Origin of the sequence: Salinisphaera sp., from assembly GCF_002729955.1 — a bacterium.
In the GTDB taxonomy this organism is placed as follows: Bacteria; Pseudomonadota; Gammaproteobacteria; order Nevskiales; family Salinisphaeraceae; genus Salinisphaera.
On sequence record NZ_PBYA01000012.1, the window covers coordinates 86,056 to 111,404 of the forward strand.

The window sequence follows — 25,349 nt, forward strand, 5'->3', positions numbered from 1 at the left end:
TCTGGAGAACGATCGATCATCATGACCGATTCCAAAGAGAACGAAAGCCCGGAAACCCATGCGCCGATGCTGCAGTGGCGCGATATCAACGCGCTCACGCTGGCCGACGAGTCGCCCTGCGTGACGATCTATGTGCCGACCACGCCGGTATCCAACTACCGAGAAGAAAACCGCATCCTCTACAAGGATCAGGTCAAGAAGGTGGGCGAGGCGCTCGAACAGCGCGACATGGACAAGTACGAACGCGACGCGTTGCTCGAACAGCTTGAGTCGGTAGGCGCCAACGAAGTGTTCTGGACGCACCAGCAGTATGGTCTGGCCGTATTCGCCTCGTCCAAACGCTTTACCGTGCGTCGCATGATGACCAGCCCGGCCGAAGCCCAGGGCATCGTGGCCGACTCCTTCCACCTGCGTCCGGCGCTGCGCGCGGCCTCGAACTGGATGGACTATCAGGTGCTGTGCGTGAGCGTGCAGGATGTCGCGCTCTACGATGCCAATCAGGACGCGATCGTCGAAGTGGACCTGCATAGCGACGTGCCGCGTGGCATGGGCGACGCACTCGGCAAGCCGGACACCTCGCCCAACCGCAAGGATTCCGAGAGCGCCGGCAGCAACAGCACCGATCTGAAGAACTACTTCAAGGAAGTCGACAAGGCGATCCGTGCCTATCACGGCAATACGATTCGCCCGCTCGTGCTTGCGGCCGTGGCCGAACACCAGGGGCTGTATCGCGAGGTGAGCGAGCATCCCAACCTGCTCGAAAATGGGCTGGATCACGACCCGTTCGAGGCCATCCGCCAGAGCAATCTCGGCGAACAGGCCTGGCAGATCGCCGAGCGCGCCACCCGTGACAACATCGAACAGATCATTGACCGCTACAACGAACGCGCCGCGCACAAGGAAGGCGCCAGCGCGCTCGAAGACGTGGCCTATTCGGCCACCATCGGCCAGATCGATACGCTGCTGATCGACGAGACCGCCCGTGTGGAAGGCTCGGTCGATGGCAATGGTCGGATCGAATATGGCGCGGCCGGCGACGGCTATACCGACGACGTGCTCGACAAGATCGCCGAGTTCGTCATCGCAAGCGACGGCGACGTGAAGTTCGTGCCGGGCAACATGATGCCCACGGACACCGGCGTGGCCGCGGTGCTGCGCTATGCGATGGAGCCGGAAACATAAACACGGCGCTTGAAGCATCCGCCAGCCCCAACGCGCTGGCAAGTTGAGCGAAAGGCGGTCATTGTTTCAGTGACCGCCTTTTTCGTGGGCGGCACAAACGCGGTGCGCAAGCCCGTTCATCGCCGACCCCCGGAGGCTTTTCATGATCGTTCGTATGACCATGCTCGCTCTTGGCACGCTGCTGGCCGCGACTACCGCGCAGGCGGCCGACACGGCTGCCGCGCAAACGGCCGGTGCGCCCGCGGTAACCGTCGAGGGCGCCGGGGCGACTGCGCCTTCGCCGAATGCCGGCGCCGCGGCCGATCGTAGCCGGCTGGAGCCGGGCCGCGAAGAGTCGGACTACTACGCCACCCCGCCGGACAACGACGCCGAGGAGGCGTCCCGCACCGAACGTACCCACGGGTTGGACGATACGGCACGCGACGAGGCGGATATGCCCGAGGCGTCGCGCTAGCGCCGGCGCGCGCTCCCGGCCGCGGGCAGGGCGTCTTCGTTGCCGACGCCAGTCAGCACGACGCCGCGCCTCAGCCGCATTTGGAGTCGCCGCAGTTCAGACAGGTCAGGCAACCGTCCATCATCACCAGCGCCTTGGTGTGGCATTTGCCGCATAGCTGGGCGTTGTCAGGAAAGTTGGCGGTGCTGTCGTCGCAGTCTGCGGCCGCCTGTTTTTGCGGTTGCCGGGCATCGATCTCCGCCCGTTTGGCCGCAATGAAGGCTTTCTGGTGCTCGTCGAGCGGCTCGGCCTCGAGCATGCCGATATGCTGGAGGTGCTGTTCGAGAATATCGCCGATCTCGGCGACCAGCGACGGCATGAACTTGCCGCCTTTCTTGAAATAGCCGCCGCGCGGGTCGAACACGCTCTTGAGCTCTTCGACCAGGAACGTGCAGTCGCCGCCCTTGCGAAACACCGCCGAGACGATACGCGTGAGGGCGACGATCCACTGGAAATGATCCATGTTCTTCGAGTTGATGAACATCTCGAAGGGGCGACGGCTTTCGTGCTCGGTACCGGCATTGAGCACCACGTCGTTGATGGTGACGTACAGGGCGTGGTCCGACAGCGGTGTTTTTACCTTGTAGCTCTTGCCTTCGAGCCGGTCCGGGCGCTGCAGCTGCTCATGCATGTGCTCGATTTCGGGCGCGGCGGGCGCCTGGGCCGCGTTGTCTTCGGCGCGTGCGACTTTGTAGTCGACAATCTTGCGATCGATCTTGATGGCCATGATCTGGTTCCCTCTTGTAGTGCGCCGGCTCAGAAGCGGCCGTAGTAGCCTTCTTTCAGGGCATCGAACAGGTTGGCGGCGGTATGGGTTTCGCCGTCGTACTCGATCTCATCGCCACCCTGGGCCTCGACCACCGAGCCATCTTCGAGCACGAAGCGATAGGTGGTGTTGGCCAGATCGCTTTCCTTGACCAGCACGCCCTGGAAGGCCTCCGGATTGAAGCGGAAGGTCGTGCAGCCCTTGAGGCCCTGCTGGTGGGCGTAGCGGTAGATGTCCTTGAAATCCTCGTAGGGATAGTCCGTGGGCACGTTGGCTGTTTTCGAAATGCTCGAATCGATCCATTTCTGGGCCGCCGCCTGGACGTCCACATGCTGTTTGGGCGTGATTTCGTCCGCGGTGATGAAATAGTCGGGCAGGTTGCGCGTGGCGGCGTCCGTGCTCGGCCGTGCGTCCGGGTCCACCATATGCCGATAGGCCAGCAGTTCCATCGAAAAGACGTCGACCTTTTCCTTGGACTTGCGGCCTTCGCGGATGATGTTGCGGAAATAGTGGTGGGCAAAGCTCGGTTCGATGCCGTTGCTGGCGTTGTTGGCCAGCGACAGCGAGATGGTGCCGGTGGGCGCGATCGAGCTGTGGTGGGTAAAGCGCGCGCCCTGTTCGGCGAGCTTTTCCACCAGGGCCGGGTCTTCGCCGGCGATCTTCTGCATGTAGCGGCTGTATTTCGCATGCAGCACCCGGGCCTTGATCGTGTCGCCCGCGCTGTAGCCGTCGGCCGCCATTTCCGGACGCCGCTTGAGCATGGCGTCGGTGACCGTGAAGTCTTCGTCCATGATCGGGGCGGGGCCTTTTTCCTCGGCCAGCGCCAGGCCGCTGCGCCAGCCCTGCAGGGCCATCTCCCGGGCCACCCGTTCGGTGAACTCGAGCGAATCCGGCGCGCCGTATTTCATACGCAGCATGGTCAGCGTCGAACCCAGCCCGAGAAAGCCCATGCCGTGGCGGCGCTTGCGCTGGATTTCTTCGCGCTGGCGCTCCAGCGGCAGGCCGTTGATCTCGACCACGTTGTCGAGCATGCGGGTGAACACGTCGACCACCTGGGCGTACTCTTCCCAGTCGAAACGGGCGTTGTCGCTAAACGGCTCGCGCACGAAGCGGGTCAGGTCGATCGAGCCCAGCAGGCAGGCGCCGTAGGGCGGCAGCGGCTGTTCGCCACAGGGGTTGGTCGCCCGGATTTCCTCGCAGAACCAGTTGTTGTTCAGCTCGTTCACGCGGTCGATGAGAATGAAGCCCGGCTCTGCGTAGTCGTAGGTCGAGCCCATGATCATGTCCCACACGCGCCGTGCCTTGACCGTGCGATAGATCCGACAGGCCACCAGGCCATCCTCGCGGCTGACGTAGTTCTCGCCGAGCGGCCATTCGCGCCAGATGACCTGGGCCGGATCTTCGAGGTCGACTTCGCCGCTGGTCACCTCCTCGGCAAGTACCGGGAAGCCCAGCGGCCAGTCGGCATCGGTTTCCACGGCCTGCATGAACTCGTCGGTAATCAGCAGCGAGAGGTTGAACTGGCGCAGCCGTCCGGATTCACGCTTGGCACGAATGAAGTCGAGCACATCGGGGTGGCCGACGTCGAAGGTGGCCATCTGCGCGCCCCGGCGACCGCCGGCCGAGGACACCGTGAAGCACATGCGGTCGTAGATGTCCATGAACGACAACGGCCCGGAGGTATAGGCGCCCGCACCGGACACATAGGCGCCCTTGGGCCGCAGCGTGGAAAACTCGTAGCCAATGCCACAGCCGGCCTTGAGCGTGAGCCCGGCTTCATGAACCTTGCCGAGGATCGCGTCCATGGAGTCTTCCACGGTGCCCGATACCGTGCAGTTGATCGTCGACGTGGCGGGCTTGTGCTCCCAGGCGCCGGCGTTGGAAATGATGCGCCCGGCCGGAATCGCGCCATGGCGCAACGCCCAGAGGAACTTCTCGTACCAGGCCTGCTGTTTTTCGGGCGTGGTTTCCACATCCGCCAGGGCCCGGGCGACACGCTGACGGGTGGCATCCACATCCGCGTCCAGCGGTCGGCCATCCTTGGACTTCAAGCGATACTTGCCGTCCCAGATATCCAGAGAGGCCGCCTGCAGCGGAAGTTCGGCGTCAACGCTGGACGAGCGGGCGAGGGCGATGGATGTCATACCGTGTTCCTGGGCGGCAGTAGTCGGGGAGGCGGGATACTATCTCAAAACCACGTCATATAGTGTATTGATTTGCGTCAATCGCTATATCTTGGGGTTAGCCTTTGCGGCCTATTCCAGGACACGCGCTGTATTCGCGCGCTTGTACGGTGGGCGTGAGGACGGTTTTTCGTCCGGTCCGGCTCCGGTTGCAACAGTCTCGGCAGCGCGCGAGCGTCCCTAAAGCCCGTGGCTGCCGGCGACCGCGCCCCCCACGATAATGACCCCGGCGAGCAGCAGCAGCGCATGCAGCCGGTGGAAATATCCCCAGGCGCGCCGTGGGTCGTCGCCGCGCCCCAGCAGCCGTTCGAAAACGCCCAGTGGTTCGGCCACGAACAGGGCCAGGGCAAAGACCAGCCAGTAGGCGATCATGGCCTGCAGCCACCAGAAGCGGGGTATCGTCAGCCACGCCCAGGCGTGGAGCGCGTACAGCAGATAGGCGCCGGACAAGCCGGTGAGCACGACCGCCAGGCGCGCCTGGCGCGAAAAGCGGTGTTCGATCGCGCTGAACAGGCGCCGCGGATCGTCATCGAGCCCGTGGCGCAGCGCCGGCAGAAATACGAGCGTGACGAATGCCAGCCCGCCGATCCACCAGACCACCGCGAGCACGTGCACGGCAAGCGCGAAGCCGGGCAGCGTCATCGATGCCTCTTCGTAAGCTCGACCGACGGGCGCGCTCGGCCGGCCGCGCCGGCGCCGAGCGCTGCAGGGATCGGCGCTATAATGCGAATGTCGATGATGGACAGTCTGGCCAGGTTCATGGCGATATCGCAGCGCTTTCTCGGGCAGAGTAGACCTGTTGCCGCGATGGGCCAGCCGCCGCGGCGCCCGCAATATAGCGACCTGCGCCCTGTGCGCCATTGATCGGCATCAAGCACGCGGCGTGCCCGGAGCATGCCCGTTGATCGACCGAGGAGCATCGATGACCCGTCCCGATGATCGTCTGCTTGCACAGCTGCGCAAGCACTATTTGTTCGCCGACCTCAGCGATGCGCAGATGGCGGAACTGCGCCCGCATCTCGACGTACGGGCGTTCGATGCCGGCGAAACGCTGTTCGACCAGGGCGACGAGGCGGCCTCGTTTTTCATGCTCCATCGAGGCACGATCAAACTGTTTCGCGTATCGGCCGGCGGGCAAGAAAAGATCATGCGGTTGATTCAGGCCGGCCAGAGCTTTGCCGAGAGCGTGATGTTCATGGGCGAGCCGCGCTATCCGGTCAATGCACAGGGCCTGAAGGGCGGCCAGCTGGTTTCGATATCGGCATCGGCCTATTTGCGCGTCATGCAGGCGTCTTTCGCGAGTTGCCGCACCGTGATGGCACGCATGACCGAGCGCATCCAGTCGCACTGGGACGAAATCGAAGCCCTGACACTGCAGAACACGCAGTACCGAATCGTGCATTACCTGCTTGGCCTGGTGCCCACGAACGAGGCCGCCAGCGCGGATCTGAGCCTGCCCACGCGCAAGGGCGTGATCGCCAGCCATCTGGGCGTCACACCCGAAACGTTTTCCCGCGTGCTGCGTCTGCTCCAGGAAGATGACGTCATCCGGATGCAGGGCGCACAGGTGCATATTCCGAACGTTGCCGCGCTTCGGCGTTATTCTGCCTAGTCGCGATCGTCGCGTACTTCGATCACGCCATCCACGACCCGCAGCGCAAAGCTGTGAATATCTTCGTAGGCCGGCGGCGCCATCACGCGGCCGGTACGGATATCAAAGCGTGCGCCGTGGCGCGGGCAGACCGCGCAGCCGTCGTCCACCCAGCCGTCGGCCAGTTCGCCGTCGTCGTGGCTGCAGCGATCCTCGATGGCGAAATACTCGCCACCGAGGTTGTAGACGGCGATCGGTTCGTCGTCGATATCGCAGCGCAGGCACTGCTGGTCGGCGATGTCGCCCACGCGGCCGACCGCGATCCACTCACCGGAACTCATTCGTGCACCCCGGCGGTCATGCGGCTTCCAGCGAGTCGGCCGGGCCGAAGAACTCGTAATGCATGTGCTCGGCGGCGACGCCGCGTGCGTCGAGCAGGCGGCATACATGAGCGAGCATGGGGTTCGGCCCGCAGAAGTAATAGTCGGCGGGCGTCTCACCGATCACCGCATTCAGCAGGGCATCGTCGATGAATCCCCGGCTTGCCTGCGCCGCTTCGGGCGCGGCCTGCGGCTTCTCCTCGCTATAGCGGATATGCAGCTCGAAGTTCGGGTGGAGGCGGGCCAGTTCGGCCAGTTCGTCGGCGAACGGACGCAGCGCTTCGTTGCGTACGGCCTGAATCAGGATCACGCGACGCTCCGGCTCGGCGGCCAGGGCGGCGTGCAGCATCGACAGCAGCGGGGTAATACCCACGCCACCGGCCATCAGCACCAGCGGGCGGCCTGCCTGCGCGCTCGGCGCCAGGGTGAACTCGCCGCAGGGCGGGCTCAGACGCACGCGGTCGCCCACCGCGAGTTCGTCGTGGGCATAGTGCGAGAACACGCCGGCCGGCGCGTCGTCGCTCGACGCCAGTTCGCGTTTGACGCTAATCCGGTAATACGGCGTGCCGGGTGCGTTCGACAGGCTGTAGTTGCGCAGCGCCGTGGCACCGTTCGGCAGGGTCGTATGCACGGCCACGTACTGGCCGGGTCGGTGCGCGGCCAGCGGCGCGCCGTCTTCCGGCTCCAGATAAAGCGATACGATGTTGTCCGAGACGGCCTCGCGCCGTGCGACCACGAACGGCTTCAAACCGGTCCAGCCATAGCGCTGCTGCTTGGCATCGTAAAGCGCGTGTTCGCGGGCGATGAAGATATCGGCCAGCTCGGCATACGCCGCCGCCCAGGCATCGATCACCTCGGGGGTTGCCGCATCACCCATCACCGCCTTGATGCTTTCCAGCAGGTTCTTGCCTACCACGGGATAGTGTTCCGGGAGAATGCCGAGCGAGACGTGCTTGTTGGCGATCAGCTCAACCGCGTCGGCAAGTGCAGCCGGGTTGTCGACGTACTGCGCATAGGCGCAGACCGCCGACGCCAGGGCACGCTGTTGGCGGCCGGATTGCTGGTGGGCGGGATTGAAGTAAGGCTTCACTTCGGGATTGTTCTTGAACATGCGGGCATACATGTCGCGCGCCAGCGTCTCGCCGCAGGCCTCGAGGGCAGGGGCCGTGGCCTTGATCGTTGCGGTCTGTCGTTCGCTGAGCATGTCTGCCTCCTAAAGTGGCATCTGATTTACCTGTTTAAAATAAGTATATAGTTTACCTATTTGGGGTCAAGCGCATGCAGCTCACCACGCATACCGACTACGCGCTGCGTCTGCTCATCTTCGTGGCCGTGCGCCGGGACGAATCGCCGGCGCGGGTACAGGATGCGGCCGCGCGCTACGGCATCTCGGCCAACCATGTGGCCAAGGTGGCCCAGACGCTCGTTCAGTTGGGTTATCTGGACAGTTTTCGCGGGCGCGGCGGCGGGGTCGCGCTGGCGTTGCCGGCGGAATCGATCAATATCGGCGCGCTCGTGCGCCAGACCGAGAATCTGCGTCTGCTCGAATGCTTCGGCCCGCATTCGACCTGCCCGATCGATCCGGCCTGTACCCTCAAGCGCGCGCTCGCCGAGGCCCAGCGGGCGTTCCTAGAAGTGCTCGACGGCTATCATCTGAACGATCTGGTCGTCAACGGCGACACGCTGCACAGGCTGCTGGGCCGCCCCTGACGGGCAAGCGCGGCCACGCGTCACGGCGAAGCCCAAGATCCGCAGCGGCCAGAACGGCCGGGTCGGCTAGCCCGGCATGGACAGGGCTGGCAAGGTGGCGCTTTATTCCCGAGGAGTGACCCATGGCCCGTCCCGATCACGCGAGCGCGGCAGAGATTCAGACCTACCTGAGCGGCATGCAATACCCCGCCAGCAAGCAGCAGCTCGCCGAGCATGCAGAACAGCAGGGGGCCACCCTGGGCGTACGCACCGTGATCGATGCGCTGCCCGACGACGAATACAGCGATGCGGCGGCCGTGAGCCGTGCGGTGGGCGCCGTCGAATAGGGCGTACACCTGTGACCGAGCGCAGCCGATCGGCAACGCCAGGCGTTGTCGGCGTCGCGCTCGGTCGCGGTTAACCGAAGGCGTTTTGGCGCTTGCCCGGCAACGAGGCCAGCCTATCGACCGGCGGGCGGGATTCGCTCATAATTCGGCCAATCGGGTCGCTGCCGGTGCAGCGCGGGTATTTATCATGCATCCGTGTTTGAGCTGTGGCGCGTGTTGCGCGCATTTTCGTGTGGCGTTTCACTGGCTGGAAACCGAGCAGGCCGACGGCACCGGCGTGCCGACTGAACTTACCGAAACGCTCGACCCCCATCGCCTAGTGATGAAAGGCACCCGCAACGGCGCCGTGCGCTGTGTCGCGCTGGCTGCGGATATCGGCCAGCACGCCCGCTGTACGATTTATGACCAGCGCCCCAGCGTATGCCGGGACGTGGCCGCAAGCTGGGAGTTCGGCCAGCCCAGCCCGCAATGCGACCGGGCCCGTAGCGCGCATGGACTGGCGCCGCTTACCGAGCGTGATTGGGCGCATGTGCAGCCTGCGGTCGCTGCGAACGAGCCCGGCCTTCGGCCGCCAAACGCACCCGTGGCAGCCTAGGCGCAACAGCCGGCTATCGGTCTACAGCGCGTTGCCATCGGCGGTTCGGGCAGCTGTCTTGTGCTCAGGCCACAGGCCCAGAAAACGCCCGGCATCCATGGCGAAGGTCCGATCCCTGGCTGCTGCGAGCCGACGCCGATTTGATGCGCGCTCGTGTTCGCGGCGCGCGGGCGTCACCATGGACGGCGTGTTAACGTTCCGAGTGCCCAGCGGCACTCGGCAACACAGCCGCTGCTGCCACGCCGCGCGCTTTGCAACTACCGAGAAACGCCCGTCATGAATGATTTTCTGATCCTGCATCACTACGACAGCTCGCCCTATGCCGAAAAGGTGCGGCTGATGCTCGGGCTGGCAAACGCCAGCTGGTCGTCGATGCTGTCTCCGGTTCAGCCGCCGCGGCCGAACCTCGATCCGCTCACGGGCGGCTATCGCCGTATCCCGGTAGCCCAGGTGGGCGCAGACATCTTTTGCGATACCGCGCTCATCGGCCCGGAACTCGCGACGATGCTCAACTGCCCCGCGCTCGACCCCGCGAACGTCGATGCCGACGCCGCCGCGCTGATGGAACAGGCACAGAAAAAGGCGTTCTTCGCGGCCATCGGGGCCGTGCCCACGCCGCGCCTGCTGGGCACGATGCTGGGCATGTTCGGGCCGATAGGCGCGGTGAAGTTCATTAAGGACCGCATCGACCTCGTCAAAGGGGGCACGGTGCGCGCGCCCAAGGGCGACAAGGCCCGCGCCGTGCTCAACTCGCTGCTCGACAATCTTGAAAGCCGGCTCGAAAAACATGCCTGGGTCGGCGGCGATGCGCCTTCGGTCGCGGATTTCGCCACCTACCATCCGCTTTGGCTCTATGCCGCCTGCAATCGTCGGCCGATCGAGGCTGGGGCAAAAGTCGAGGCCTGGTACCAGCGCGTGGGCGAAATCGGCCACGGCCATCGCGAGGAGATCACCCAGGAACGCGCCTTTGCCGCAGCCCGCGACGCCGACCCGCGGCCGTTGCCGGAAAGCGTGTCCGACACGCCGGCACCGATCGGTACCACCGTGGAAGTGGCGCCCTCGGACTACGGCCGAGTCCCGGTCACGGGCATGCTGGCCGCGGTGACCGAGGATCGCGTCATCCTTGCTCGTGATACCGACCAGTTCGGCCTGCTGCACGTGCATTTCCCGCGCGACGGCTATTCGGTGAAGCCCAAATAGAGCGCAGCCGGCCGCCTCACCGGTGGCCGACTCATCGGCTTAGACGGCGTCATCCTGTCCAGCCGTCGGCCGCTCGCCGTAGTCAGGCTGCACAGCACTTCTTGAACTTGCGGCCGCTGTTGCAGGGGCAGGGGTCGTTGCGGCCGGGCTTGAGCGCACGCACCGCGTGGTCGCCGTCGAGATAGAACCACTGGCCGCGTTCGCGCAGGAAACGCGAGCGCTCTTCCAGCATGGCGAAGCCGTCATCGTCACGACAGATGGCGCGAAAATGCACGTGCCCCGTATCGGCCTGGGCGTCGCTGCTGATCACGTCCAGGCCCAGCCACCGATCGTCGGCGGGCAGATCCAGGGTGTGCGGTCGCGTATCGGGGTGCCAGCTCGCCTTGACGTAGGCGGCGTCGCCTAGCGCATAGGCACTGTAGCGGGCGCGCATCAGCGCCTCCGGCGTAGGCGCGGACGTGCCGCGGTGGTAGGGCGCGCAGCAGTCGTCGTACGGCGCGCCGGATTGGCAGGGGCAGTTCACGTCAGGGAAGGCGATTGAACAAGGATCGCTTATCGTGGCGCGGATAGGGCACGCCCTCAAGCGAGGCACGCCATTGGGATCGCCCATCAGTCACTTTTAAACGGCCGCTTTGAAGGCGCCGAACACCAGCCAGCCCGTATAGGCGATAAAGGCGAGCAGAAACACGCCGCCCTCGATACGGTTCAGGTGGGCGGGACGACGGCCAAAACGCATCGCAAAGACCAGCAGAAGCAACGTCAGGCCCAGCATGATCGGCCAGTCACGGCTCAGCACGCTCGGCTCCACGTCGATGGGCGTGATCAGACCGGCCACACCTACCACGCCCAGCGTGTTGAACAGGTTCGAGCCCACCACGTTGCCCAGCACCAGATCGTAGGCCCGGCGCCGGACTGCGCTGATCGACGAGGCGAGCTCCGGCAGCGACGTGCCGATAGCCACGACGGTCAGCCCGATGACGAGATCGCTCACGCCCAGCGCGGCCGCGATCGTGCTCGCGCCCCACACCAGCAAACGGGAGCTCGCCAGAAGCAGCACCAGGCCAACGGCCAGCCATACCAGCGAACGACCGAATGGCGGCACGTCGCTCGGCGTATCGTCAGGCGTGGGTGCCATGGCCGTCGCTTGCGCGGGGTTGCGGCGGGCCTCAAAGGCGACGAAGGCGATATAGCCGATCAGGGGCAGCACCAGCAGCAGCGCGTCCAAGCGGCTGATCGCCCCGTCGCCGACCAGCCAGCGCGACATCAGGGTCACCACGATCAGCAGCGACATTTCGCGGCGTACGATGCCCGCCCCAACTGCCATCGGCGATAACAACAGCGTGATGCCGAGAATCAGACCGATATTGGCGATGTTGGAGCCATAGGCGTTGCCGATGGCCAGACCAGGCTGGCCCTGCCAGGCCGCAAGCCCGGACACCAGAAACTCCGGCGCCGAAGTGCCGATGCCCACAATCACGGTGCCGATGATGAACGCGGGCAGGCGCAGGTGATGCGCCGTGCCCACCGCACCTTCGATGAAGCGTTCCGAACTCCAGATCAGTACGGCAAGGCCAACGAGAACAGCGGCTGCGGCCATCAACATGAAATATCTCCATTGAAGCGGTGGCGGACGATAAATCCGGCAGGGGGCATCATGCCAGACGGTTCGTAAACGGTTGATTCATATCGGCCGTCAACCCGGTGACTGCAACGTCGCGATTATAATTACCAACCCGCCGCAACGGTGGATGCAGGCCTTGTCCGCTGCTTTCGCTCGCACTTTGCCTGCGGGCGAGCTGTTGCAGATAGCCCGGCAGCAATCGGCCCACGAGGTTCGTATTTGGGTAGAACCGATGGCGGCGGTAATCTGATAGCCGCGCGCCCGGATGAACAGGCCGGCAAGCCAGCGCCACATCGTCAACGTATCGGGGGATCAACGATGAACGACCGGGGAACGCCGAATAACCTGCTTCAGCGCATGCTTGACCGGGTCGAACGCACCGGTAACAGTCTGCCGCATCCGGTGCCGTTGTTCGCGCTGCTGGCTTTGATCGTCGCGGTGGTATCGGCGTTGCTCTCGCAGCTTGGGTTGACGGTGGTACCGCCCGGCGGCGGTGCCCCGGTGGCGATCGAGAACCTGCTCTCCGGCGAAGGTATTCGCTATATCTTCGGTTCGCTGGTCGACAACTTCATGGGTTTTGCGCCGCTTGGCGTGGTCCTGGCCACGATGATCGGCATTGGCATGGCCGAGCGCACGGGGCTGATCAGCGTATTACTGCGCGGGTTCATCCTGTCCATTCCGAAGCCGCTCATCACCTTCGGGCTGGTCTTTGCCGGCATTATTTCGAGCGTCGCCGCGGATGCCGGCTATGTGGTGCTGCCGCCGCTGGGGGCGATGATGTTTCTTGCCCTCGGGCGTCACCCGATTGCCGGCCTCGCGGCTGCCTTCGCCGGCGTTTCAGCCGGCTATAGCGCCAACCTGTTGCTCTCGGCGGTGGACGTCAATCTCGGACAGCTCACCATCGAAGCGGCCGGCACTATCGACCCGGGCTATGCGGGCACGATGAACCTGGCGATGAACTACTACTTCATCATCGTTTCCACCTTCTTTCTGGCCATTGTGGGCACGCTGGTCAACCAGTTCGTGGTCGAGCCGCGCCTGGGCCGTTATCAGAGCGACAGCAAGGCGCATTCAGGCGACGACCACAGCGCGGCCATCACCGCCGAGGAAAAGCGCGGCATGAAATGGGCGGGTATCGCTTTGCTGGCGACGGTCGCGTTCATGGCCCTGCTGGTGGTGCCGCCGGGCGCGCCCCTGCGCGGCGAGGGCGGCGCCATCGTGCGCTCGCCGTTCATGGACTCGCTGGCGGTGGTGTTGATGATCGTGTTCTTCGTGCCGGGGCTGGTCTACGGCATCGTGATCGGCGCGGTCAAAAACGACCGTGACGTGGCAGAGAATCTGGCCCAGACCATGGCCGGCATGGGCATGTTCATTGCGCTGGCCTTCACCGCCGGCCAGTTCGTGGCCTGGTTCGCCGAATCCAACCTCGGCGTATTCATGGCCGTCTACGGTGCTCAGGCGTTGCAGGCCATCAGCCTCGGCGGCGCGCCACTGCTGATTCTGTTCGTGCTCATCGTCGGATTCATCAACCTTTTCATCGGCAGCGCGTCGGCCAAATGGGCAATCCTGGCGCCGGTGTTCGTGCCGATCATGATGCAGCTTGGCTATTCGCCGGAACTCACCCAGATGGCCTATCGTGTGGCCGACTCCTCGACCAACATCATCACGCCGCTGATGCCGTATTTCGCGCTCATCATCGCCTACGCGCAGCGCTACGACGAAGACATCCGCATCGGCTCGCTGATATCCATCATGCTGCCGTTCTCGCTCGCCTTCCTCGTGTTCTGGACGTCGCTGCTGATCGTCTGGATGACGCTGGGCCTGCCACTCGGCCCCGGTGCGGGCATCGTCTACGGCGGCTAGCGCCAACGATCGCCGGGATGGCGATCAGCCGAGCAGTGCATGCGCCGCGCTGCGTCTTGCGGCTATTCGTCGGGGGGCGATTGCCGGCCCGGAGCTAGGACTGGCGATAGGGAGCGCAGACCTCGCCCTGTTTCGGGTAGACGAGCGCGGCGGTGTCGAAACCCATCGCCTGCGCGCGGCTCACCCATGCGTCGCGTTCAGACGCCGGCAGTTGCGGCTGGCGAGCGAGGATCCAGAGATAGTCCCGGTTCGGCCCGCCGACGATGGCGGTTTGGTAGCCGTCGTCGAGCGCGAGCACGTTATAACCCGCGTAAAACGGCCCGAAGAAACTGACTTTCAAGCGCGCCCGGTCTTCGCCGTCCACGAAATAGGCGTTGCCGATGGCCTCGTCGGGCTTGCCCTCGGCAAGGCCCACGCCACGGTTGACGACCCGAACGCCGCCGTCCTCGCGTGCGCTGTAAGTCGCGGTCACGCAGTCCAGCCCCTCTTCGAAGCCGTGATCCAGGCGCGCGATTTCGTACCAGCGGCCGAGATAGCGATCCAGCGTGAACGGTTCGACCGCAGTCGTGCCCTTGGGAATGCTCACACAGCCGGCAAGCAGGCTGCCGGCAACAAGCGGGATGAGCCAGGCGGCTCGAATGCGATAAGGCATGGTCGGGACAGGGGCAGGGGAGCGATGGCGCGATTTTACCGGCTCTGCGGTCGCCCTGCGTCACGCGAGCAGATCATCAACGCCCGGCGCGGGCGCCTTTGGCCGGCGCTGTTCGTCCGGCGGCAAAGCAGCACGGTTCGTACGGTTTTCAGTTCTTCAGGATATCCGCCGCGACCTTGGCGAGCGCTTTGCGCCAGGGAGCGTCGTTTTTTTACCCACGCCGCGATTGGGGGTCTATCGATAAAAACTTAAACAAGTGCGCCGACGGCCGATAACCGACGCGTTGTACCGGGAAGGGCGTATGCGCCCTGTATCGCCAGGGAGAACCATGAGCCCAGCCTCGCCGGATTACGGCATGCCGCTGTCGTATCGCCATCGCCGTCATCTGCTGCGCTTGCTGCTGACGGTGACCGCGCTGTTCGGCCTTGTTTTCGTTATCGTGAATCTTGGCGCCGGCCGCTATGGCCTGATGACGGTCGATCTGGCCATTACCGTGCTGGCCGTGGCGTTGCTGCCCGTGGTTCGTACAACCCAACGCCTGCGTCGCTGGTGTCTTTGCTATCTGGTATCCATCTATGCGGCGACGCTGTATGCGCTCGCGCTGCCCACCACGTCGGTCACGGTATTCAGCTGGGTGATGGTGATGCCGCTCACCGCTCATCTGCTGCTCGGTCGCCGGATGGGCGGCCTATCCTCGGCGTTGTATCTCGCGATTGCAGCGGGCCTGTTCTTCTGGCGCTTCGGCCTCGATTCGGTTGTGGAAGCACCCGGCGCCACGGCGAATATCGCAGGGGTGACGGTCTGGACCTACCTGTTCTCCTACTTTTACGAGGCCAGTCGCGAATCTGCGGAACGACAGCTCTCGCAACAAGCGCTCACCGATTCGCTGACGGGGCTGCCCAACCGAGCGCAGCTGGAGCAGTCGTTCCGGCGCCTCGCAAACGCTGACGGGCATCCGATATCGGTATTGATGCTCGACCTGGACCACTTCAAGGCCATAAACGACGACTACGGTCATGCCACGGGCGACGCGGTGCTACGTGAGGTCGGCCAGGCGCTAAGCGCACACACCCGCGCGCAAGATCTGGCCTGCCGGCTGGGCGGCGAGGAGTTCTGTGTTCTGCTGCCGCATACCGACAACCGTGCGGCGCGGCATCTGGCCGAACGCCTGCGGGAGGCGATCGAAGCGCTGCACTGTCGACACAACGACTCCGTGCTTTCTCTGACGGCCAGCATTGGCGTCGCCAGCTCTACCGACCGCGCCGAACAGCTCGAGCCCTTGTTGCATATTGCCGACGAAAAGCTTTATGAGGCCAAGTTCAGCGGCCGCAACCGGGTGGTGGGTTAGCTCAAAGGCGTGGATGCGCGCCTGGCGTATCAAGACGGTGAGAGCGTGAGGCCAGCGCGCAACGCAGGGGCGCCGGTTCAGCGTCGAAGCGCCCGGGCAATCGAGCGGCCGCGACTTGCAGACGGATCGAAGAGGGGGCAGATTCAGTTATCTGAACCTTCGGGGCATTCAAATCGAAACGCGCGACCGGCGGGCAACGCAACTCATGGAAGAGGCGCTGGCAGCGCTGCCCGATCCGGTGTTCGTGCTCACCGAAAGCGGGCGCTATGCCGCGATCTTCGGCGGTCCGGATCGGGCCCATTATCACGACGGCGCCTGTCTGGTGAATTTCAGTCTCTACGACGTGTTGCCGCAGGAACGGGCGGACTGGTTTCTCGCCGAGATCCGCGCAACGCTGGCCGCGGGCTGTCTGCGTATTGTCGAGTACGAGCTGGCAGCCGCCGAAGTGGAAGGCGTCGATGGCGACGGTCCGGCCGCCCCCATTCGTTTCGAGGGGCGGGTGCAGCCGCTGCGCTCGCCGGTCAACGGCGAGCGCGCGGTGCTGTGGCTGGCAAGCAACATCACCACCCGCCACGAGATGGAGCAACAGTTGCGTCGGCTCAGCGAAACCGACGAACTCACCGGGTTTCCCAACCGACGCCGCCTGATGGCGGCCCTCAACGAAGCACTCGCCCAATACGATACGCACAACAGCCGCATCGCGCTGCTGCTCATGGATATCGACCACTTCAAGACGATCAACGATCGCTACGGGCATCCGGCGGGCGACGCGGTGATCTGTGCCATATCCAGCGCCTGCGGTGCGCGTATAAAACGCCGCGATCTGTTCGCTCGGCTCGGTGGCGAAGAATTCGCCACCGTGCTTTACGACATCACCGCGGGGCAGGCGCTTATCGTGGCCGAACGCCTGCGCAAGACCGTGGCCGATGTCTTGTTCGAGCCCAAACCCGGCGAGTCGCCGCGGATCACGGTAAGCATCGGCGTGAGCGTGGTTGGCCCCAACCGGCGCCGCACGCACGACCTGCTCAGTCAGGCCGACGCGGCGCTTTATATCGCGAAACAGGGCGGGCGTAATCGCGTGGTTCTGGCAGAGGATTATGACTAGGTGGGGCTCGACAGCTTGATACGCGTCGCACCTCTGACCGTAGACCGACCGAGGTTATATCTCGGCCCGGCGCCTACACCGATCGGCTGCTTCAGGGACGAAGTTCCACCGCAAGCTGTAGTGCGCCCGCCAGCAACAAAGCCAGCGCCAGTTTGATGAGCGGATGGTTTTTACTTTCCCAGATACAAAGGGCGACGATAAAAACGCCGAGAACGATCACTATCCAGTAGCCGAGTTCGACCCCGTTCATCTGATCGTGGATCGGAACGGCCTCTCTTGTAACGAGCGGGATCTTGCTTGCGGACATCGCGGCGTGCTCGCTAATTGATGCCCGGGTCGACCGCAAAACCAACCGACAGGCTGTTGTGGTCCGATATGTCGGTGTCGGACTCGTGCCCCACCACACCCTCTTCGATGACGTGAAGGCCCCGGTAATAGATATGGTCCAGCGCCAGATCGCCGCCGACAACTGCTTTCGTGCGGCCAGCGGCGGCCTGGCCAAAGACGGGCTTCAGGCCGTGCTCATCGGCCATCCTGTCCACCACGGCCTGGCGTGCGGCATTACGCGTGTTCAGGTCGCCGGCGAGAATGACCGGGCCGCGGTGTGCCGAAATGGCCTCGCCAATGGCGCGTACCTGTTCTGAGTAATCGTCCAGGGTTCGCCACTCGAAGTTGAGAAGATGCGTATTCACGACCAGCAACGTATCCGCACGATCGGCCAGACGATAGCGCGTGACCAGCGTCGATTTCGGCGTGATCCCGAGTTCGCGATTCTGGCTGAGCAGGGCGATACGGGATACCGGCCGCGCTGACGAGGCGGTAAGCACGCCGGTTGCCCGCTGCCCACCGCAGCCCAGCAATCGAGACTCGAAGCTCGTCGCAAAGACCCAGCCCAGCCGTGCGTCGGCCAGAGGCTTGCCCAGCGGATCGTGTGGCTCGTCCAGCGGCTCGCAGGCCTCCTGCAACAACAGCAGATCGATACCGCCAAAGCGCTTTGCCGCCGTGCCCTGGCTTGCGTAGGCCGGCCAACCGGACGCCTTGGTTTTCTTGATGTTCCAGCTGGTCACAGTGATCGACGCCGGCGCTAACGCCTGCGCCGTAAACCCGTCGTCCATGAGCGAACGCTGGGCCGGCACCGACACACAGCCGGTGGCGGTAAGCAGCGCGAGCGCGGTCAGTAACCACAGCGCCTGCCACGGGCATCGGCGACCGGCCCACCGCGCCGCTTTGTCGCCACCATCGGGGCAGGGCTGTACGCCGGTCATCGATATTCGAGGCGATGCGGCTGTAAAACGTCTATGTTTTTGCAGGCGGTATGCGCGCGGCGCGATCGCTTGGGCGCTGGTTGCGTCCGGTGCCTGCACGGCCGCGAACCCACCGCGCTAGCCGGCGAGCCCGAGATGCGTACGCAGCGCTGTGGCGATCCGGTCCATCGCGTTGCCGGTGGCCGCCAGCCAGGCCGGCATTTCGATAAAGCCATGGATCACGCCGGGGTAATGGGCATGGTCCACCTCGACGTCGTCATCGGCCAGACGGGCGGCATAGAGTACGCCTTCGTCCATGAGCACATCCGCGCCAGCGGTAATGACGAGTGCGGGCGCGGTGCCTTCCAGCGTTTGCGCCAGAATGGGCGAAACCCGCCAGTCGAGCGGGTCGGTATTGGCATCCACGCTGCGATGGCCGAACCAGGCCATGAGTTCGGCCGTAAGCGGCGGCACGTTGGCGTTGCGTCCCTTCGAGGGATACTGGCCGGCGGCTTCGCGCAGGTCGGTGGCCGGGTAGACCAACACCTGCAGGGCCAGCGGCCAGCCGGCGTCGCGTGCGGCAAGCGCGACCACGGCCGACAGATGGCCGCCCGCGCTGTCGCCGCCCACGGCCAGGCGCTGCGGATCGATATCGAAGGCGGCCGCGTTTTCCACCAGATAACCGTAGGCCGCGATGGCGTCGTCGGAAGCGGCCGGCAGGCAATGTTCTGGCGCCAGGCGATAGTCCACCGCCACGAGCTGACAGCCCGCGCGCTGGGCCAATTGCCGACAGATGCGATCGTGCGATTCCAGATCGCCCAGCACCCAGCCGCCGCCATGGAAATACACCAGCGTGGGGGCGGCCCCTGCGGCCAGTCCCTCGGGGCGATAACGCCGCGCCGCGACGCTACGGCCCTCGAGTGGCAGCTCATGCGCCACGATTTCGCCCATCGGCACCGGCTCGCCGCCGCTGGCCGCCAGCGTGTCGATATAGAACTGGCGCGCTTCGGCCAGACTCAGGTCGGCGAAGGAGATTTTCGCTTCGCGCATCCGCGCGACAACGCCGGCAACTTCGGGGGTGAGCGACATAGGGCAGTCCTTTCAGCCTGATGTATGCAGCGGGCTTGATAGCACGATTGGTCGGGTGCCTGCACGCCGTGCACCGCCAACCGCCCTCGGCCATGGTTGGGTTTGGGCGGCGAGTATCGCCCGGCAGGCCTGGCCGACAATCCCGGCCGCGCCACGTCATTACTGGCCGGCCGCTATGCCGGCCACGCGCATGAACCCCATCCGACCGTTGAACGTTACGGTCACGGCCCGCATCGTTCACAGGATCAAGTCCAGCCAGTAGTCCGACACGGCGCTGGCGATATCGTTTGCCGCGGAGGCATCGTCATGACCGAAACCGCAGCCGCCGAGCCGTTCGTGCTCGACAACAGCTATGCCCGCCTGCCGGGCGAGTTCCACGCCCGGGCCATGCCCACCGCCGTTGCAGCAGCACGCCTGTTGCGGGTGAACCGGCCTCTGGCCGAACAGCTCGGCCTCGACGTCCAGGCGCTCGAAAGCCCGGCCGGCGTCGACATTCTGGCCGGCAATCGCGTGCCCAAGGGGGCCGAACCGTTGGCCATGGCCTATGCCGGGCACCAGTTCGGCAACTTCTCGCCGGTGCTGGGCGACGGCCGGGCCGTACTGCTGGGCGAAATGACCGATCGTAACGGCGTGCGGCGCGATATCCAGCTCAAGGGGGCAGGGCCAACGCCGTTTTCGAGCCGCGGCGACGGGCGCGCCGCGCTGGGGCCGGTCATCCGCGAATATGTCGTCAGCGAAGGCATGGCGGCACTCGGGATCCCCACCACCCGGGCGCTGGCCATGGTGGCCACCGGCGAATCGGTGCGTCGCCGGCGCGCTGAGCCGGGCGGGGTGCTTACCCGCGTGGCCGCCAGTCACGTGCGCGTCGGCACGTTCGAATACTTCTACCGGCAAGGCCATAACGAGGCAGTACGCGCGCTCGCGGACTACGTCATCGAGCGCCACTATCCACACGTCGCCGATGCCGACAATCCCTACCACGCCCTGCTCGAAGAGGTCGCCGCACACACCGCCGACCTCATCGCGCAGTGGCTTCTGGTCGGCTTCATTCACGGGGTGATGAACACGGATAACGTCTCCATTGCAGGGGAAACGATCGACTACGGCCCCTGTGCCTTCATGGACAGCTACAACCCCGCAACGGTGTACAGCTCCATCGATCACGGCGGGCGCTATGCCTACAACCGCCAGCCGGGCATTGGCCAGTGGAACCTCGCGCGCTTCGCCGAGTGTCTTCTGCCGTTGCTGGACGAGGACCAGGAGAAAGCGGTAGAGCAGGCCCAGGCCGTGCTCGAACGTTATGTCGAGCGTTTCGAAACGACCTATCACGATGGTCTGGCGGCCAAGATCGGACTGGAAGAACGCCGCGAAGGCGACGCCGATCTCGCCTACGATCTGCTCAAGCGCATGACGGAGCAGGGTGCGGACTTCACCCTCACCTTCCGCCATCTGTCCGATCTCGGTCGGGCGGCGGACGACCGGGATGACAACGTACGCGCGCTGTTCGATGACCCGAGCGGCTTCGACGGCTGGGCAGTACGCTGGCGCGAACGCCTGGCCGATGAAACGCGGGACGACGCCGAACGTCGCGCAGCCATGCGCGCGGTCAACCCGGCGTACATTCCCCGCAACCATCGTATCCAGCAGGCGATCGACGCCGCCGAAGCCGGCGATTACCAGCCGTTGGACGACCTGCTCACCGTCGTCGCGAATCCGTACGACGACCACCCGGAGCTTGCCGAGTACGCACGACCGCCGAAGCCCGAGGAAGTGGTAGAACGCACGTTCTGCGGCACCTGAGTCGGGATCGATGGCCAGGGCGGGGCTGCCCGATGGCTTCAGCGTGCGCTGATTCGTTGCCGGTTCGTGATGGCTTGATTCGAGGCTTCCTCGAGCGTCGTGCACTGCGTGCCCGCGGCGCGCCGCGGACTTTGATCCAACAGGCGCCGACGTTTGACGCCCGCCAGGCGCTTCGCCACTCTCGATCCGCTTGCCCGGGCTTGCATCGCGAGTCGGGCCAAACCCTATCTATTTAAGGAACCGCCATGGATACCGCCGCATTGTTTTCGCTTGAAGGTCGTAGTGCACTCGTCACCGGCGGTTCCCGCGGCATTGGCCGCATGATTGCGGAAGGCTTGCTGCGCCAGGGCGCGCGGGTCTATATCAGTGCCCGGAAGGCCGATGCCTGCGACGAAGCGGCCCGGGAGCTCTCCGAAATCGGCCCCTGCGTGTCGTTACCGGCAGACGTGTCCACCATGGACGGTATTCACGGTCTGGTTGCGGCCTACCGCAAGCACGAGAACAGCCTGGATATTCTCGTGAACAACGCCGGCGCGGCCTGGGGCGCCGAGTTCGATACCTTCCCCGAAAGCGGCTGGGACAAGGCGGTCGATCTCAACATGAAGGCGCCGTTCTTTCTGGCGCAGGCGTTCAAGCCGATGTTGCTCGAAGCCCGCGCCGCCGGTCCGCTCGCGAAGATCATCAACATCGCCTCGATCGACGGCCTGTCGCTCAATCCCCAGGAAACCTATTCCTACCACGCCTCCAAGGCCGGCCTCGCCCACCTCACCAAGCGTATGGCCGTCCGCCTGGCGCCCGAAGGCATCGTGGTCAGCGCCATCGCCCCCGGCGCGTTCGCCTCGAACATGAACAAGGTCGCCCGCGACCACGGCGACGAGATCGCGGACCGCATCCCTTCGCGCCGCATCGGCGAGCCCGAAGACATGGCTGGCGCCGCGATTTATCTCGCCTCCCGCGCCGGCGATTATGTCGTGGGTTCCACACTGGTGGTGGATGGCGGTGTGAATATCGCCCGTTAAGTCAGGCGCGACATCAGGCAGCGAATCCAGCCTCACGACAGGGTGGATGGAGCGCGCAATCCCAGCGATCACGGTGCGCTGTACGCATGCTAGGCGTCTCGCGCGCTCGACAGGAGGGAAGGCCACGTTGCCCGCGGTTAAATCCAAGGCGGGAAATAGCGATGGGCGGGGGTTGGGGGCGTCCATAGCGGCGAACTGCGCGTACCGTTACCCGATACGCAAATAAAGTACGGTTCGTGCGGCCGACAGGTGGCTATGCCGGCTATGCTGGCAGGCGTCCGCACCGAGATGACCGGAGCGGGCCGCTAACTTTTGCGAACGCGCACGTCTGCAGGGATTTACCGGCGTGATCGCTTGCGTATCACGATTGAACGCCCGGTTCGCCGGCAGTGTTCAACTTTTTTAACGGCATTCGAAGGATTGCAAGATTATGTCTAGCCCGGAACACAAGCAGAAGATCTGGAACCTGATCAAAGACATTCAGGTCGGGATGCTCGTCACGCTGGATGATGACGTGCCCCGCGCCCGTCCCATGCATCTGGTTCAGGACGACTACGACGGCACCATCTGGTTCTACACCCGCCGCAGCTCGGAGAAGGTGCTGGAAGCCAAGGGCGATAGCGAAGTCTGCCTGACGTTCTCCGACCAGGAGGCGGGTGTTTATGTATCGATGTCTGGCACCGTGCGTATCACCGACGACCAGGACAAGATCGACCGCTACTGGAATCCGGGCATCGCCGCCTGGCTACCGGAAAAGGAAGATCCGGACGTCGTCATGCTCGAAATCGATATTCAGATGGGCGAGCACTGGGCGGCCAAGGAAAGCAAGGTCTTCCAGCTTTATGAATTGGCCAAGGCCAATATCAAGAACGACAAGACGCCGGATATCGGCGAAAACGAAAAATTCGGCGGCTGATCAGCCCGACCGATGACTTGAAAGCGCCCGGTTCGCCGGGCGTTTTTTTGAAAACTCCGGCTCAGCCGGATGGCCGCAGAACAAACACGCCCTGCGAGCTTCCCAAGCCCCATTACCCGACGCGCAAGCTAACGCTGTCGCGGCCGATAAGAAACGGTGCCGGCGCGTGTAAGCCGGGCAACGGCGTCACCTCGCACGGCGTATTGAGCCAGGCGCTCGAAACGGATTGCGCCTTACAGCTTTAGCGGTGGGCGCGAGTCGTCGCGCGCGCTGCGGGCGACAAGGCGCACGACAGCGCCGTTCTTGCGCAGCGAAATCCACGCCTGCAGGCCGCCGCCACAGCGAATTCGCTGCTCGTGTGTCGCTAGCCGATCGGCAGATAACAATAGTTACCAAGTCTGACTTCGGCGTGCATGCCGACGCTGGCGAATCCGGAAACGGTATGCGCCGCGTATTTGCTCGAAAACGGTGCAGCGTCACGGCGTAAACGTGTCATCCCCAATCTCCATTGAGCGTAACGTACGCAAAGCTACGGCACCGTCAGGCTCCGTCTGGCAAGCGGTGAACGCAGTATGCAAGCGGTTTCGCACGCGCATCGCAGGTCCGAGACCTGGGTGGCTGGCTCCGAGCTCTATGCGACTACATCGATGGCGCCCGCAGGGAATGGCTACGTCGTCCGCCCGTGCGGACCGCGGCTTATCGCGGCCGGGGGATATGCTGAGTAGCGATATAAAGGAGCGGTAATCAGCATTGCTGTGGCACGCATGAAATAGGTTGAGAGCGCGCGGGCGTCGCTTAAAAAAGGGGACGCCTCTGCCGATATACGTCATACAAGCAGGCCCTGTGGGGAACCGGGTCGGTCAGGAATTGCGAACAGGGAGCCTCGCTTTCGTGATAAGACAACTCGAAGAGAACCGTCAGCGGGCGAACAGCGCGCTGGATTCCACTCACCGCGCCGCCCGGTCCTTCTGGCGCCTGATGCTCGGCACGTCCTGTATCGGCGTTGTATGCCATTCCTCTTTCGTACTTCTGTTCTACCTGAACGGCGTCACCGGACTGGCGCTGGTGAACGTCGGCAGCGTGAGTCTTTACGCAACATCCGCGTTTCTGCTCACTCGTGGCCTTGCCCCGTGGATCGCCTTTTCTTTCGTGATATTCGAAGTACTTGCCCACGCAATGCTGGCGTCGTACTGGGTCGGTTGGGAAACCGGGTTCTATTTCTACGCGATCCTCGCGATCCCAGTACTGATCGTTGCCGATTTTCAACGCCTTCCTACCAAGATTCTTTCCGTCACCGGCGCCACTATTTTCGTCATTGCCATGGATGTTCTGGTTCGTAGCCGGGCGCCGATTCACGCGCTGCCCGAGCACGTCGTGGACGGGCTGCACTATTTCAATCTGACAGCAGCGTTGTCGATCCTCATCTTTATGGTTGGCAACTATTTCTGGTTGATCAAACGCGCAGAAAGCCAACTGCATCTGCTCGCCACCACCGATTCGCTCACAAGTCTGCTCAACCGCCGCAGCATGGTTGACGCCTGGCGATTCGAAAAAGAGCGCCAGGAGAGTACCGGCGCGTCCCTGGCGCTGATTCTTTGCGACATCGATCATTTCAAGCAGATCAACGATACACATGGGCACGACGTAGGCGACCGCGTGCTGCAAACCGTGAGTGAAACCCTCGCGGCCAATCTACGCGAAACCGACCATCTCGCACGGTGGGGCGGGGAAGAGTTCATCATCATGCTTGTCGGTGCCACGCTCGATACCGCGGTACGTATTGCCGAGGATCTACGCGCGGCGGTCGCCGACACGGTCATCGAAACCGACCTGCTCAAAGGCAACGAACCATTGTCGGTCACGGCCACCTTCGGTGTGAGCGCGATGCCGTCCGACCTGTCGGAGTCGCTTGAAGCGGCCGTGGCCCGCGCGGATGCGGCTCTGTACAACGGCAAACGTTCGGGGCGCAACTGCGTAAGCCGCCACGATCAGCAGGACGCGCGGGACATGGTCAAGGACGCATTCGTCTAACTCCCACAGCGCGGTCGGGGCGGGCGTTCTCTCGACTTTAATCATGCGGCCGTGCCCCTATTAAGAATTCCGAGCGGCGCGGTTCTAGGCTCAGCCGAAATGGCTGTGCTCGGCGCTGAACTCACCACCGGCGAGCCGAGTGGTATCTGCGTCGGGTAGCCCAAGTGAGGTCCAATATGACGCGTTTTGAGATCGGTATACGGCCCCGGGATCGCCGGTGGCCGGTCGGCCCGGT

25 protein-coding genes are annotated in these 25,349 nt (G+C 64.1%); 14 read left to right on the top strand and 11 right to left on the bottom strand.

Features of this window, described 5'->3' with window-relative positions; all coding sequences use genetic code 11:
* Positions 1 to 21: 21 nt before the first annotated feature.
* Together CMN27_RS03840 and CMN27_RS03845 are read left to right on the top strand one after the other, a co-directional pair.
* On the top strand, positions 22 to 1,182 hold the full coding sequence (locus CMN27_RS03840) for a hypothetical protein (protein ID WP_293624084.1): 1,161 nt from the start codon (positions 22 to 24) through the stop codon (positions 1,180 to 1,182).
* Positions 1,183 to 1,324: 142 nt separating this feature from the next.
* Positions 1,325 to 1,636 carry a hypothetical protein gene (locus CMN27_RS03845; RefSeq protein ID WP_293624085.1) on the top strand — a complete coding sequence of 104 codons (312 nt, stop codon included), beginning with the start codon at positions 1,325 to 1,327 and terminating at the stop codon, positions 1,634 to 1,636.
* A gap of 70 nt (positions 1,637 to 1,706) precedes the next feature.
* Here the strand turns inward: CMN27_RS03845 and CMN27_RS03850 are convergent, their stop codons facing one another.
* The 3 genes from CMN27_RS03850 to CMN27_RS03860 form a co-directional block, all read right to left on the bottom strand.
* Positions 1,707 to 2,402, bottom strand: a complete 696-nt coding sequence (locus CMN27_RS03850; protein ID WP_293624086.1) for an NrdJb — start codon at positions 2,400 to 2,402, stop codon at positions 1,707 to 1,709.
* A 29-nt stretch (positions 2,403 to 2,431) separates the two neighbouring features.
* Positions 2,432 to 4,585 (bottom strand): adenosylcobalamin-dependent ribonucleoside-diphosphate reductase, encoded by a 2,154-nt coding sequence (locus CMN27_RS03855; protein WP_293624087.1) that lies wholly within the window; start codon positions 4,583 to 4,585, stop codon positions 2,432 to 2,434.
* Between the two features lie 219 nt (positions 4,586 to 4,804).
* Positions 4,805 to 5,266: a hypothetical protein gene (locus tag CMN27_RS03860; protein ID WP_293624088.1), complete on the bottom strand. Its 462-nt coding sequence runs from the start codon at positions 5,264 to 5,266 to the stop codon at positions 4,805 to 4,807.
* Between the two features lie 280 nt (positions 5,267 to 5,546).
* Between CMN27_RS03860 and CMN27_RS03865 the strand changes: the two genes are divergently transcribed.
* Entirely contained in the window at positions 5,547 to 6,236 is a 690-nt protein-coding gene (locus CMN27_RS03865) for a Crp/Fnr family transcriptional regulator (RefSeq protein WP_293624089.1), read from the top strand.
* On the opposite strand, the gene CMN27_RS03870 is transcribed toward CMN27_RS03865, so the two are convergent.
* Both CMN27_RS03870 and hmpA read right to left on the bottom strand, forming a co-directional pair.
* Positions 6,233 to 6,556, bottom strand: a complete 324-nt coding sequence (locus CMN27_RS03870) for a non-heme iron oxygenase ferredoxin subunit (protein ID WP_293624090.1) — start codon at positions 6,554 to 6,556, stop codon at positions 6,233 to 6,235. The genes CMN27_RS03865 and CMN27_RS03870 overlap by 4 nt on opposite strands.
* 16 nt (positions 6,557 to 6,572) lie before the next feature.
* Positions 6,573 to 7,799: an NO-inducible flavohemoprotein gene (gene hmpA, locus CMN27_RS03875; RefSeq protein ID WP_293624091.1), complete on the bottom strand. Its 1,227-nt coding sequence runs from the start codon at positions 7,797 to 7,799 to the stop codon at positions 6,573 to 6,575.
* Positions 7,800 to 7,873: 74 nt separating this feature from the next.
* Between hmpA and CMN27_RS03880 the strand changes: the two genes are divergently transcribed.
* From CMN27_RS03880 to CMN27_RS03895, 4 genes are all read left to right on the top strand, one after another.
* On the top strand, positions 7,874 to 8,305 hold the full coding sequence (locus tag CMN27_RS03880; protein WP_293624092.1) for an Rrf2 family transcriptional regulator: 432 nt from the start codon (positions 7,874 to 7,876) through the stop codon (positions 8,303 to 8,305).
* Between the two features lie 122 nt (positions 8,306 to 8,427).
* Positions 8,428 to 8,631, top strand: coding sequence for a DUF2795 domain-containing protein (locus CMN27_RS03885; protein ID WP_293624093.1), 204 nt, complete (start codon positions 8,428 to 8,430; stop codon positions 8,629 to 8,631).
* A gap of 184 nt (positions 8,632 to 8,815) precedes the next feature.
* On the top strand, positions 8,816 to 9,226 hold the full coding sequence (locus CMN27_RS03890) for a YkgJ family cysteine cluster protein (protein WP_366515397.1): 411 nt from the start codon (positions 8,816 to 8,818) through the stop codon (positions 9,224 to 9,226).
* Positions 9,227 to 9,502: 276 nt separating this feature from the next.
* Entirely contained in the window at positions 9,503 to 10,426 is a 924-nt protein-coding gene (locus CMN27_RS03895) for a glutathione S-transferase family protein (RefSeq protein ID WP_293624095.1), read from the top strand.
* A gap of 82 nt (positions 10,427 to 10,508) precedes the next feature.
* Here the strand turns inward: CMN27_RS03895 and CMN27_RS03900 are convergent, their stop codons facing one another.
* Positions 10,509 to 11,036, bottom strand: coding sequence for a YchJ family protein (locus CMN27_RS03900; protein WP_293624096.1), 528 nt, complete (start codon positions 11,034 to 11,036; stop codon positions 10,509 to 10,511).
* A 9-nt stretch (positions 11,037 to 11,045) separates the two neighbouring features.
* A complete protein-coding gene (locus CMN27_RS03905; RefSeq protein ID WP_293624097.1) occupies positions 11,046 to 12,029 on the bottom strand; it encodes a calcium/sodium antiporter in 984 nt (327 codons plus the stop codon).
* Between the two features lie 336 nt (positions 12,030 to 12,365).
* Between CMN27_RS03905 and CMN27_RS03910 the strand changes: the two genes are divergently transcribed.
* Positions 12,366 to 13,910: an AbgT family transporter gene (locus tag CMN27_RS03910; protein ID WP_293624098.1), complete on the top strand. Its 1,545-nt coding sequence runs from the start codon at positions 12,366 to 12,368 to the stop codon at positions 13,908 to 13,910.
* A gap of 94 nt (positions 13,911 to 14,004) precedes the next feature.
* Here CMN27_RS03910 and CMN27_RS03915 read toward each other — a convergent pair whose 3' ends face one another.
* Entirely contained in the window at positions 14,005 to 14,562 is a 558-nt protein-coding gene (locus tag CMN27_RS03915) for a lipocalin family protein (protein WP_293624099.1), read from the bottom strand.
* A 328-nt stretch (positions 14,563 to 14,890) separates the two neighbouring features.
* On the opposite strand from CMN27_RS03915, the gene CMN27_RS03920 reads away from it, so the two are divergent.
* Both CMN27_RS03920 and CMN27_RS03925 read left to right on the top strand, forming a co-directional pair.
* Positions 14,891 to 15,910, top strand: a complete 1,020-nt coding sequence (locus CMN27_RS03920; RefSeq protein WP_293624100.1) for a GGDEF domain-containing protein — start codon at positions 14,891 to 14,893, stop codon at positions 15,908 to 15,910.
* A 205-nt stretch (positions 15,911 to 16,115) separates the two neighbouring features.
* Positions 16,116 to 17,015 (top strand): sensor domain-containing diguanylate cyclase, encoded by a 900-nt coding sequence (locus CMN27_RS03925; RefSeq protein ID WP_293624101.1) that lies wholly within the window; start codon positions 16,116 to 16,118, stop codon positions 17,013 to 17,015.
* Positions 17,016 to 17,106: 91 nt separating this feature from the next.
* On the opposite strand, the gene CMN27_RS03930 is transcribed toward CMN27_RS03925, so the two are convergent.
* From CMN27_RS03930 to CMN27_RS03940, 3 genes are all read right to left on the bottom strand, one after another.
* On the bottom strand, positions 17,107 to 17,322 hold the full coding sequence (locus CMN27_RS03930) for a hypothetical protein (RefSeq protein ID WP_293624102.1): 216 nt from the start codon (positions 17,320 to 17,322) through the stop codon (positions 17,107 to 17,109).
* 13 nt (positions 17,323 to 17,335) lie between these two features.
* Entirely contained in the window at positions 17,336 to 18,280 is a 945-nt protein-coding gene (locus CMN27_RS03935; protein ID WP_293624103.1) for an endonuclease/exonuclease/phosphatase family protein, read from the bottom strand.
* A 117-nt stretch (positions 18,281 to 18,397) separates the two neighbouring features.
* A complete protein-coding gene (locus tag CMN27_RS03940) occupies positions 18,398 to 19,348 on the bottom strand; it encodes an alpha/beta hydrolase (protein ID WP_293624104.1) in 951 nt (316 codons plus the stop codon).
* Positions 19,349 to 19,654: 306 nt separating this feature from the next.
* On the opposite strand from CMN27_RS03940, the gene CMN27_RS03945 reads away from it, so the two are divergent.
* The 4 genes from CMN27_RS03945 to CMN27_RS03960 all read left to right on the top strand — a co-directional run bounded on the left by CMN27_RS03945 (position 19,655) and on the right by CMN27_RS03960 (position 25,114).
* Positions 19,655 to 21,148, top strand: coding sequence for a protein adenylyltransferase SelO (locus CMN27_RS03945; protein ID WP_293624105.1), 1,494 nt, complete (start codon positions 19,655 to 19,657; stop codon positions 21,146 to 21,148).
* A 245-nt stretch (positions 21,149 to 21,393) separates the two neighbouring features.
* Positions 21,394 to 22,167 (top strand): SDR family oxidoreductase, encoded by a 774-nt coding sequence (locus CMN27_RS03950; RefSeq protein WP_293624106.1) that lies wholly within the window; start codon positions 21,394 to 21,396, stop codon positions 22,165 to 22,167.
* Between the two features lie 430 nt (positions 22,168 to 22,597).
* Positions 22,598 to 23,083, top strand: coding sequence for a pyridoxamine 5'-phosphate oxidase family protein (locus CMN27_RS03955; RefSeq protein WP_293624107.1), 486 nt, complete (start codon positions 22,598 to 22,600; stop codon positions 23,081 to 23,083).
* A 774-nt stretch (positions 23,084 to 23,857) separates the two neighbouring features.
* The gene (locus CMN27_RS03960) at positions 23,858 to 25,114 is read left to right on the top strand and encodes a GGDEF domain-containing protein (protein WP_293624108.1); all 1,257 of its coding nucleotides are present in this window, start codon (positions 23,858 to 23,860) and stop codon (positions 25,112 to 25,114) included.
* The last annotated feature ends 235 nt before the right edge of the window (positions 25,115 to 25,349 follow it).

Bases quoted from the DNA above. Each gene is read 5' to 3' on its own strand.
- CMN27_RS03840 (WP_293624084.1), top strand. From the start codon at position 22: ATGACCGATTCCAAAGAGAACGAAAGCCCGGAAACCCATGCGCCGATG.
- CMN27_RS03845 (WP_293624085.1), top strand. From the start codon at position 1,325: ATGATCGTTCGTATGACCATGCTCGCTCTTGGCACGCTGCTGGCCGCG.
- CMN27_RS03850 (WP_293624086.1), bottom strand. From the start codon at position 2,402: ATGGCCATCAAGATCGATCGCAAGATTGTCGACTACAAAGTCGCACGC.
- CMN27_RS03855 (WP_293624087.1), bottom strand. From the start codon at position 4,585: ATGACATCCATCGCCCTCGCCCGCTCGTCCAGCGTTGACGCCGAACTT.
- CMN27_RS03860 (WP_293624088.1), bottom strand. From the start codon at position 5,266: ATGACGCTGCCCGGCTTCGCGCTTGCCGTGCACGTGCTCGCGGTGGTC.
- CMN27_RS03865 (WP_293624089.1), top strand. From the start codon at position 5,547: ATGACCCGTCCCGATGATCGTCTGCTTGCACAGCTGCGCAAGCACTAT.
- CMN27_RS03870 (WP_293624090.1), bottom strand. From the start codon at position 6,556: ATGAGTTCCGGTGAGTGGATCGCGGTCGGCCGCGTGGGCGACATCGCC.
- hmpA (WP_293624091.1), bottom strand. From the start codon at position 7,799: ATGCTCAGCGAACGACAGACCGCAACGATCAAGGCCACGGCCCCTGCC.
- CMN27_RS03880 (WP_293624092.1), top strand. From the start codon at position 7,874: ATGCAGCTCACCACGCATACCGACTACGCGCTGCGTCTGCTCATCTTC.
- CMN27_RS03885 (WP_293624093.1), top strand. From the start codon at position 8,428: ATGGCCCGTCCCGATCACGCGAGCGCGGCAGAGATTCAGACCTACCTG.
- CMN27_RS03895 (WP_293624095.1), top strand. From the start codon at position 9,503: ATGAATGATTTTCTGATCCTGCATCACTACGACAGCTCGCCCTATGCC.
- CMN27_RS03900 (WP_293624096.1), bottom strand. From the start codon at position 11,036: ATGGGCGATCCCAATGGCGTGCCTCGCTTGAGGGCGTGCCCTATCCGC.
- CMN27_RS03905 (WP_293624097.1), bottom strand. From the start codon at position 12,029: ATGTTGATGGCCGCAGCCGCTGTTCTCGTTGGCCTTGCCGTACTGATC.
- CMN27_RS03910 (WP_293624098.1), top strand. From the start codon at position 12,366: ATGAACGACCGGGGAACGCCGAATAACCTGCTTCAGCGCATGCTTGAC.
- CMN27_RS03915 (WP_293624099.1), bottom strand. From the start codon at position 14,562: ATGCCTTATCGCATTCGAGCCGCCTGGCTCATCCCGCTTGTTGCCGGC.
- CMN27_RS03920 (WP_293624100.1), top strand. From the start codon at position 14,891: ATGAGCCCAGCCTCGCCGGATTACGGCATGCCGCTGTCGTATCGCCAT.
- CMN27_RS03925 (WP_293624101.1), top strand. From the start codon at position 16,116: ATGGAAGAGGCGCTGGCAGCGCTGCCCGATCCGGTGTTCGTGCTCACC.
- CMN27_RS03930 (WP_293624102.1), bottom strand. From the start codon at position 17,322: ATGTCCGCAAGCAAGATCCCGCTCGTTACAAGAGAGGCCGTTCCGATC.
- CMN27_RS03935 (WP_293624103.1), bottom strand. From the start codon at position 18,280: ATGACCGGCGTACAGCCCTGCCCCGATGGTGGCGACAAAGCGGCGCGG.
- CMN27_RS03940 (WP_293624104.1), bottom strand. From the start codon at position 19,348: ATGTCGCTCACCCCCGAAGTTGCCGGCGTTGTCGCGCGGATGCGCGAA.
- CMN27_RS03945 (WP_293624105.1), top strand. From the start codon at position 19,655: ATGACCGAAACCGCAGCCGCCGAGCCGTTCGTGCTCGACAACAGCTAT.
- CMN27_RS03950 (WP_293624106.1), top strand. From the start codon at position 21,394: ATGGATACCGCCGCATTGTTTTCGCTTGAAGGTCGTAGTGCACTCGTC.
- CMN27_RS03955 (WP_293624107.1), top strand. From the start codon at position 22,598: ATGTCTAGCCCGGAACACAAGCAGAAGATCTGGAACCTGATCAAAGAC.